The sequence below is a fragment of the Rhizobium sp. 42MFCr.1 genome, from assembly GCF_000377185.1.
Lineage (GTDB): Bacteria > Pseudomonadota > Alphaproteobacteria > Rhizobiales > Rhizobiaceae > Rhizobium > Rhizobium altiplani.
This window is the reverse complement of the sequence record NZ_KB897859.1, coordinates 41,164-48,528: the sequence shown is the minus strand read 5'-3', so window position 1 is coordinate 48,528 and position 7,365 is coordinate 41,164. Positions and strand designations below refer to the sequence as shown.

Annotated in this window: 8 protein-coding genes and 1 pseudogene; 4 read left to right on the top strand and 5 right to left on the bottom strand. The window is 61.6% G+C overall.

What is annotated here, in order from left to right; all coding sequences use genetic code 11:
- Positions 1-199: pseudogene (locus C934_RS35435) on the bottom strand (hypothetical protein); the annotation flags it as partial.
- Positions 200-210: 11 nt separating this feature from the next.
- On the opposite strand from C934_RS35435, the gene C934_RS0126810 reads away from it, so the two are divergent.
- Complete coding sequence (locus C934_RS0126810; protein WP_018859635.1) at positions 211-828, top strand: glutathione S-transferase family protein; 618 nt, start codon at positions 211-213, stop codon at positions 826-828.
- 27 nt (positions 829-855) lie between these two features.
- Here C934_RS0126810 and C934_RS0126805 read toward each other — a convergent pair whose 3' ends face one another.
- Positions 856-1,206 carry an MmcQ/YjbR family DNA-binding protein gene (locus C934_RS0126805; protein WP_018859634.1) on the bottom strand — a complete coding sequence of 117 codons (351 nt, stop codon included), beginning with the start codon at positions 1,204-1,206 and terminating at the stop codon, positions 856-858.
- A 50-nt stretch (positions 1,207-1,256) separates the two neighbouring features.
- A complete protein-coding gene (locus tag C934_RS0126800; RefSeq protein WP_409564059.1) occupies positions 1,257-1,424 on the bottom strand; it encodes a hypothetical protein in 168 nt (55 codons plus the stop codon).
- A gap of 141 nt (positions 1,425-1,565) precedes the next feature.
- Here C934_RS0126800 and C934_RS0126795 point away from each other — a divergent pair, with 141 nt between their 5' ends.
- The gene (locus C934_RS0126795) at positions 1,566-2,462 is read left to right on the top strand and encodes a LysR substrate-binding domain-containing protein (RefSeq protein ID WP_018859632.1); all 897 of its coding nucleotides are present in this window, start codon (positions 1,566-1,568) and stop codon (positions 2,460-2,462) included.
- Here C934_RS0126795 and C934_RS0126790 read toward each other — a convergent pair whose 3' ends face one another.
- Positions 2,463-3,122, bottom strand: a complete 660-nt coding sequence (locus tag C934_RS0126790; RefSeq protein WP_026372112.1) for a glutathione S-transferase family protein — start codon at positions 3,120-3,122, stop codon at positions 2,463-2,465. It lies immediately after the preceding gene.
- Positions 3,123-3,221: 99 nt separating this feature from the next.
- Entirely contained in the window at positions 3,222-4,595 is a 1,374-nt protein-coding gene (locus C934_RS0126785; RefSeq protein ID WP_156828804.1) for a TIGR03808 family TAT-translocated repetitive protein, read from the bottom strand.
- A gap of 110 nt (positions 4,596-4,705) precedes the next feature.
- Between C934_RS0126785 and C934_RS0126780 the strand changes: the two genes are divergently transcribed.
- Positions 4,706-5,716, top strand: coding sequence for a ligase-associated DNA damage response exonuclease (locus tag C934_RS0126780; protein WP_026372111.1), 1,011 nt, complete (start codon positions 4,706-4,708; stop codon positions 5,714-5,716).
- On the top strand, positions 5,716-7,344 hold the full coding sequence (locus tag C934_RS0126775; protein WP_018859628.1) for a cisplatin damage response ATP-dependent DNA ligase: 1,629 nt from the start codon (positions 5,716-5,718) through the stop codon (positions 7,342-7,344). The genes C934_RS0126780 and C934_RS0126775 overlap by 1 nt, the downstream gene beginning before the upstream one ends.
- The last annotated feature ends 21 nt before the right edge of the window (positions 7,345-7,365 follow it).

The following is a 7,365-nucleotide window of genomic DNA, read 5'->3' as shown; positions in this document are numbered from 1 at the left end:
GGAGCCGAACATCACTCTGTGACCGAAGCCAACGCATCAGGTCACGCATTGGAGATTGGTTCGAGAACCGAAGGGCGAGGAACCACCTGTCCAGCGGAAGCACGAGATTTAGCCGATCGGCGAAAACGTCGATCAACACGAAACCGAACCCAAGGAAAAGCTGCCAGTTGAAGGCGTTTTGCCCCTTGTGTTCTTTCATTGGAGTCGATCATGCTGACACTGTACTACGCGCCGCATACCTGCGCGCTCGCAAGCCTCATTGCGTTGGAGGAGTCCGGCCTGCAGTTCAAAACGAAGAAGCTGAACTTCGCCGAAGCGGAGCAGCGTTCTCCCGAGTACCTGGCGATCAATCCCAAGGGCAGGGTTCCCGCTCTGGTGACGGATCGCGGCATCGTTACCGAAACGCCGGCAATCCTCGCCTATATCGCTCAGGTCGCCTCCGCCGCGCAATTGGCCCCGCTTGATCCTTTCGAGTTCGCTCGCATGCAGGCCTTCAACAATTATCTTTGCTCGACCGTGCATGTGAACCACGCGCACGGCCGCCGGGGCAGTCGGTGGGCCGATGATCCGACAGCCCATGAAGCGATGAAGGCGAAGGTGCCGCAAACCATGGCCGAATGCTTCGAGATCATCGAGGCGAAGATGCTGGAGGGCCCCTGGGTCATGGGCGAGTACTATTCGGTCGCCGATCCCTACCTCTTTGTCATGACCGGCTGGCTGCGGTCCGATGGCGTCGATCCGGCCCGCTTCCGGAAAGCGACGGCGCACTATGCGCAGATGATGGAGCGCGCGGCCGTGCTGCGGGCATTGGAACGCGAACAGGCCTAAACAGACGTCGCCCGGCCGCCGGGCACATCAGCCATGAAAATTCGCGGCAAGCCGCCTTGGCGCGCGGAACCGCCACGCACCGATCAGCCGTTCCTTCAGTTCGGCGTCGCTGATCATCGCGGCGTGCAGGGGCATATACGGCCAGCCGATATAGTGGGGTGTCTGATAGTAGATCTCGGGCGCCATCTCGATCAGCCGTTCCTTGTCGTCGATCGAGATGCAGAGCACGATGGTCTCGTTGTTCTTGACCGTCGCGAATGATTTGCCGCCGACTTTCAGCGCCGGGTTACCGTAGGACGTGCTCTCCTCGACGTCAGGCAGATTGGCTTCCGCCGAAAGACGCATGAGGCGCGCAAAGATCGTATCGACACTGGTCATGTGAGCCCGCTCGAAACTGAAGCGGGCCAAGACTAGCAGATTTTACCGGGCTATGCGCACTTTGCGAGCTGTAGCGGTTCCTGCTCGGGCGCGCGTGGTTGCGGGCCGAGCGGCAGGTCTGCCAACGCCGTCGGTGACATGCGGGCCAGATCGGGATGGTAGAGCGGATCCCGCTTGCTGTCCGCGCTGTAGGGCGGTTCGATTGTTTCCACGCTCAAGAAAAACTTTAGTATTTGCATGGCGCGCCTCGCTTCCTTCCAGAATGGCGAACGGAGCATCTGCTCAACACAGGCGGATTATCGCGGGCGGCCAGCCAGGTTTCAATTGAGATTACGAATCTCTCGGTATAGAAAAACTATATGAGAATCCTGAGCTCGGTTCACTTGAACGGATTGCGCGCGCTCGAGGCTGTCGGCCGGCTTGGCTCCCTACAGGCCGCCGCAGAGGAACTGGGCGTCTCCATCGGCGCTGTCAGCCAACAGGTCATCAAGGCCGAAGCGCAGCTCGACCACGTGATCTTCGAGCGCACGCCAAAAGGCATGGTCGCGACTGAGGCGGGCACGCGCCTGCTAGCCGGCCTGACCGAGGGCTTCAATGCGCTGTCGCAGGCCGTCGCGACGACGCAGCGGCGGGACGACAGCATTCTGACGATCTCTGTGGCGCCGGTCTTTGCCGCGCGCTGGCTTGTCTATCGGCTCGATCGCTTTGCCGAACGGCATCCTGAGATCAGCCTGCGGATGGATGCCACCACCCGGCTCGTCAATCCGGCGCTCTGCGATGTCGATGTCGGCATCCGCGTCGGCAACGGTCAGTGGCCGGACGTGAAGGCCGAACTGCTGCTGCTGCAGCAGGTCTTCCCGGTCTGCTCGCCCGCTATGGCGGCGCGACTGCACGAGCACGCCGATATACTGTCGCTGCCGGCGGTCATCGACGGTCGCGCCATGTTCACTTGGGAAGTGTGGATGCGCGAGGCCGGATTGTCGGGCGCGACGCTCGAGACGCGCCACGTCTTCAACGATGCCTCGCTCTGCCTCGATGCGGCTATCGCAGGGCAGGGCGTCATGCTCGCCTGGCAGACGCTCGCGGACTTTGCCCTGCAGCAGGGGCAGCTGGTTGCGCCTTTCGGCATTCGCGCGAAAACCGGCTTCGGCCACTATTTCGTAACGGCCGAAGGCGCGCGCGAACCCAAGAAGGTGAAGGATTTCAAGGCCTGGATCCGCGAGGAAATGGCCAGCACCCTCAAGCTCTTTCCCTGATCAAACCGGTTCCTGCGACCGCGTCGCCTGCATTGCGATATAGGCCGGCCGTGACTGGCAGCGCTTGATCCAGGCGCTGACATTGGGATGGGCGTCGAACAGCGCCTGTTCCGTCTGCGCGTAGCGAAGAACTTCCGCGATATTGAGATCAGCTGCGGTGAAGCGGTTGCCGACAACGTATTCGTTGGTCGCCAGATGCTTGTCGAGCGTCGCGAACGCCTTCTTCAGCGATCGGACGGCGACGCTGATCGTTGCCTTGCCCTCGTCGCTGTTTTGCTTCTCGTCGTCGTAGACATAGACGATCTTCACCGTATGCGGATCAACCTCGGTGGCCGCCCAAATGGTCCACATCGCCATCAAACCGTCTTCCGCGACGGTTTGGCCGGCCAGCGGTCCGCCATGCTTGCGGGCGAGGTAAAGGGTAATGGCAAGCGACTCGTGCATCACGAGGTCGTCGTCCTTGATGCTGGGGATCAGCGCCATCGGATTGACCGCCAGGAAATCAGGCGACAACGTATTGATAGGCGCATCGGCGGCAAGCGGATTGGCAAGTCGCCTTGCCTGAATGACCCGCAGGGACTCGAATTCGAGACCCAGTTCCTCAGCCATCCAGTAAACGCGCGAGGCGCGCGAGCGATAAACTCCGTAAATTGTCAGCATCTCGATGTACCCCTTGTTCGGCTGGGCGCAGGGTAGGAGCCGAAGCGTCGCAGCGGAAGCCGCCAAGCCTTATGAATCGATGAAAGCTTTTGATGCTTTTCAGGAGATGCGGTTGCGCTCGACCGTCAGCTGCGCAAAGCGCGAGGAGCCTGTAGTCGCCAGTTCGCCCGACACCTTCCTGTCCCATTCGAAACCGAGGATGGCACCACCGGGCGTTTCCTGAAACACGTTGTCGGTGATGATGGCCGCACCTGCACCTTCCGCCACCGAGACCGCACAGCCGATCGGGGCCTTGCGGATGATATTTCCGGTCACGACGAGGTTGCGCAGATAGGGTCCCCAGCCGAGCTGCATGCCCCAGCGTGGCGCACCTTCGATGATGTTGCCGGAGACCAGTGTGTCCGCCTCGGCGGCAATGCCGATGCCGAAGCCGACCTCGTGCTCGTAGGGACCCTTGAGCGTCAGGTTACGCACGACGTTGCCGGTAACGCTCGCCAGCCTGCCGCCCTGGTCGAAATTGGCGATCGAGATGCCGTTCGCCGCACCGTCCACCATGTTGTTGGACACGACAGCGCCCACAAACTCAAACTCGACATAAACAGCCGTCTCGCCCGAGCGCTGGCATTGGTTGCCGGTGATCTGGATATCCGAGGCCGAATTGGCGCGGATGGCGGTAAATGCGCAGTCCGACACGTGATTGTTTGCGACCATGACGTTGTCAGCGCGGAAGATATTGATGCCGTTGCCGTTTTGGCCGGTGCCGCCGTCATTGGCCTTGATCCGGTAGATGCGGTTGCCGTTGACGACGCTGTTATCAGCCGCCTTCGTCCAGCGATGCACGAGAATACCGCCATTGCCGCAGTCGAAGACCTCGTTGCCGGTGATCGAAAGCGCGTCGGATTCGACGGCGTAGATGCCGGATTGGCCGGAGCCCGATATGCGGCTGCCCGTGATCCGGCCGCCGCATCGCTCCAGTCGAACGGCATGTTTGCGGCTGTTGGCGATCTCGCAATTGTCGATGATTACCTTGGCGACGCCGGTGAATTGCAGCAGCCCGCCAGTATCATCACCGAGCGAGCGATTCTGCCCGTCGATGATGATGTTCGAGAGTTCGATGTGCTTGACCTTCTCAGCGCTGAAGAGGTTACCACCGCCGGTGTAGACGATGCGCGATACGCCGGGAACGCCGGTGATGCGCGTATTCTCCCGCAGCACGAGATTGGAAGCCTTGTAGGTGCCTGGTGGCAGGAAAACCGGTGCGTTCTCCGCCGCCGCTTGGTCGATCATCTTCTGCAGGCTGACGCGCTTGCGGTCCGGCGCGCCTGGCGTTGGCTGGTAATCTGCCGCGTCAATCGCGCCGCGCAGGCCACCATCGCGCGTAGTCGCGAAGCTGCGCGATGCCATCAGCGCAAAGGCGGATGCTCCCGCAAGACGGAGCAGGTCACGACGGGAGGTTAACGGACTTTCCTTCATTTCGACCGCCTTGCAGGAAACGTGCCGGCGCGCCTGTTTCATTTTGGTACAGATAGGCATCTTCCCGTCGCCCACTGGCCCTTCCGTCCTTTCCCGCTATCTTTGCAGGCATGAGACCAGATGCATTGCTCTATCCCGCCCCCGAGGGGCTCTATTGTCCCGAGGGACGATTCTATGTGGATCCCGTGCGGCCGGTCGAGCGAGCCCTAATCACCCACGGTCATTCCGATCACGCGCGGCCCGGCCATGCAAACGTGCTTGCGACACGCCAGACGCTCGACATCATGCAGATCCGCTATGGCGATGGATTCTGCGCAAGCGAACAGGCTGCCGCTTTCGGCGAGGAGATCCTGATCAACGGCGTAAAGGTCAGCTTTCATCCGGCTGGCCACGTGCTCGGCTCGGCGCAGATCGCCATCGAGAAGAACGGTACCCGCATCGTCGTTTCGGGCGACTACAAGCGGCGGGCGGACCCGACATGCGCGGCCTACGTGCCGGTGCCTTGCGACGTCTTCATCACCGAGGCCACCTTCGGACTGCCGGTCTTTCATCACCCCGATCCGGTCGATGAGATGGGCAAGCTTTATGCCTCGCTGCGGCAATTTCCGGAGCGTACGCACCTGATCGGCGCCTATGCGCTCGGCAAAGCGCAGCGCGTCATCCGCCTGCTGCACGATACCGGCTACGATCAGCCGATCTATATCCACGGCGCGATGGAGAGGCTGTGCGACTACTACATGGAACAGGGCATTGAGCTCGGTGAGCTTTGCCCGGCGACCATCGAAAGTCGCGACAAGTCAGCCTTCAAGGGAGCCATTGTCGTCGGCCCGTCCTCCGCCTTTGCCGATCGCTGGGCACGACGCTTCAACGAGCCTTTGCCGGCATTTGCATCGGGCTGGATGATGGTGCGTCAGCGCGCCAAGCAGCAGGGCGTCGAGCTGCCGCTAGTCATCTCCGACCATTGCGATTGGCCGGAACTGACGGAGACGATCAGTGATCTGCGCCCCGAGGAAGTGTGGGTGACGCATGGTCGCGAGGAGGCGCTGGTTCGCTGGTGCCAGTTGCAGGGCATCAAGGCCCGGCCGCTGCACCTGGTCGGTTATGAAGACGAGGCCGACTGATGAAAGCATTCGCCGACCTTCTCGACCGCCTCGTGCTCACCCCCAGCCGCAACGGCAAGCTGAAACTGCTCTCCGACTACTTCCGCGACACCCCGGATCCGGATCGCGGCTACGGGCTTGCCGCCATCGCCGGCACGCTTGAAGTGCGCAACGTCAAGCCGGCCATGCTGCGCGAGCTGGTGCTGGAGCGGATGGATGAAGTGCTCTTCCGCTATTCCTATGATTATGTCGGCGATCTCGCCGAGACGATCTCCCTTGTCTGGGACGCCGAGAAGGACATCGAACGGTCAGCACTTGCCCAGCCGCGGCTTGGCGATGTCGTCAGGCAGATGAACGCGCTTGGGCGCACCGAGGTTCGCAGCTTCGTGCGCGACCTGCTCGATCGGCTGGACACATCAGGTCGCTTCGCCTTCATCAAGCTTGCGACCGGGGCGCTCCGCATCGGGGTCTCGTCTCGTCTGGCGAAACAGGCGCTCGCCGATATGGGCGGCCGCGATGTGACCGAAATCGAGACGCTCTGGCATGGTCTGCAGCCGCCCTACGAACCGCTGTTTCGCTGGCTGGAAGGGCAGGGCGACAAGCCGGTGCTGGCAACGCCTGCAATCTTCCATTCCGTCATGCTCGCCAATCCGGTCGAGGAGGGCGATCTCGATCAGCTCGAGCCGGCCGAATACGCCGCCGAGTGGAAATGGGACGGCATTCGCGTACAGCTGTCGCGCTCCGGCGACACGCGCAAGATCTATTCGCGTTCCGGCGACGATATCTCGGGCGCGTTTCCCGATATCGTCGATTCGATCAACTTCGACGGGGTGATGGACGGTGAACTCCTCGTTGGCGGAACCACCCGTTCGAACAGCCCGACGCGTACCTTCTCCGATCTGCAGCAACGCCTGAACCGCAAGACGGTGACGATGAAGATGCTTGACGAGTATCCGGCCTTCATCCGTGCCTATGACCTCCTGTTCGATCGGGAGGAGGACGTGCGCGGGCGCTCCTATGTCGATCGCCGCGCGCGTCTTGCGGAGGTCATCGATCATGCGCCGCACGACCGTTTCGATCTTTCGCCCCTGGTCGAGTTCTCGTCGTGGGATGAACTGGATCAACTGCGGTCGTCACCGCCGGATCCTGTCATCGAAGGGGTGATGATCAAACGCCGCGACAGTGTCTATCAGGCCGGGCGGCTGAAGGGTCCGTGGTTCAAGTGGAAGCGCAATCCCTATAACGTCGACGCCGTGCTGATGTATGCGCAGCGCGGCCATGGCAAGCGCTCCAGCTATTACTCGGATTTCACCTTCGGCGTCTGGACCGAGACGCCGGAGGGAGAACAGCTGGTGCCTGTCGGCAAGGCCTATTTCGGCTTCACCGATGCCGAGTTGGAATTGCTGGATAAGTTCGTGCGCAACAACACGACGGAGCGCTTCGGTCCGGTGCGGGCCGTCAGGGCGGACAAGGATTTCGGCTTCGTCGTGGAAGTTGCCTTCGAAGGCATCAATCGCTCCACCCGCCACAAGTCAGGTGTTGCGATGCGCTTTCCGCGGATCTCCCGCCTGCGGCCCGATAAGCCGTCCTACGAGGCGGACCGCCTTCAGACGCTGGTCGCCATGATCGATGCCAAGGGCGAGCAGTAGGTTTTCTGACGCAAAACGCCG

Bases quoted from the DNA above. Each gene is read 5' to 3' on its own strand.
- C934_RS0126810 (WP_018859635.1), top strand. From the start codon at position 211: ATGCTGACACTGTACTACGCGCCGCATACCTGCGCGCTCGCAAGCCTC.
- C934_RS0126805 (WP_018859634.1), bottom strand. From the start codon at position 1,206: ATGACCAGTGTCGATACGATCTTTGCGCGCCTCATGCGTCTTTCGGCG.
- C934_RS0126795 (WP_018859632.1), top strand. From the start codon at position 1,566: ATGAGAATCCTGAGCTCGGTTCACTTGAACGGATTGCGCGCGCTCGAG.
- C934_RS0126790 (WP_026372112.1), bottom strand. From the start codon at position 3,122: ATGCTGACAATTTACGGAGTTTATCGCTCGCGCGCCTCGCGCGTTTAC.
- C934_RS0126785 (WP_156828804.1), bottom strand. From the start codon at position 4,595: ATGAAGGAAAGTCCGTTAACCTCCCGTCGTGACCTGCTCCGTCTTGCG.
- C934_RS0126780 (WP_026372111.1), top strand. From the start codon at position 4,706: ATGAGACCAGATGCATTGCTCTATCCCGCCCCCGAGGGGCTCTATTGT.
- C934_RS0126775 (WP_018859628.1), top strand. From the start codon at position 5,716: ATGAAAGCATTCGCCGACCTTCTCGACCGCCTCGTGCTCACCCCCAGC.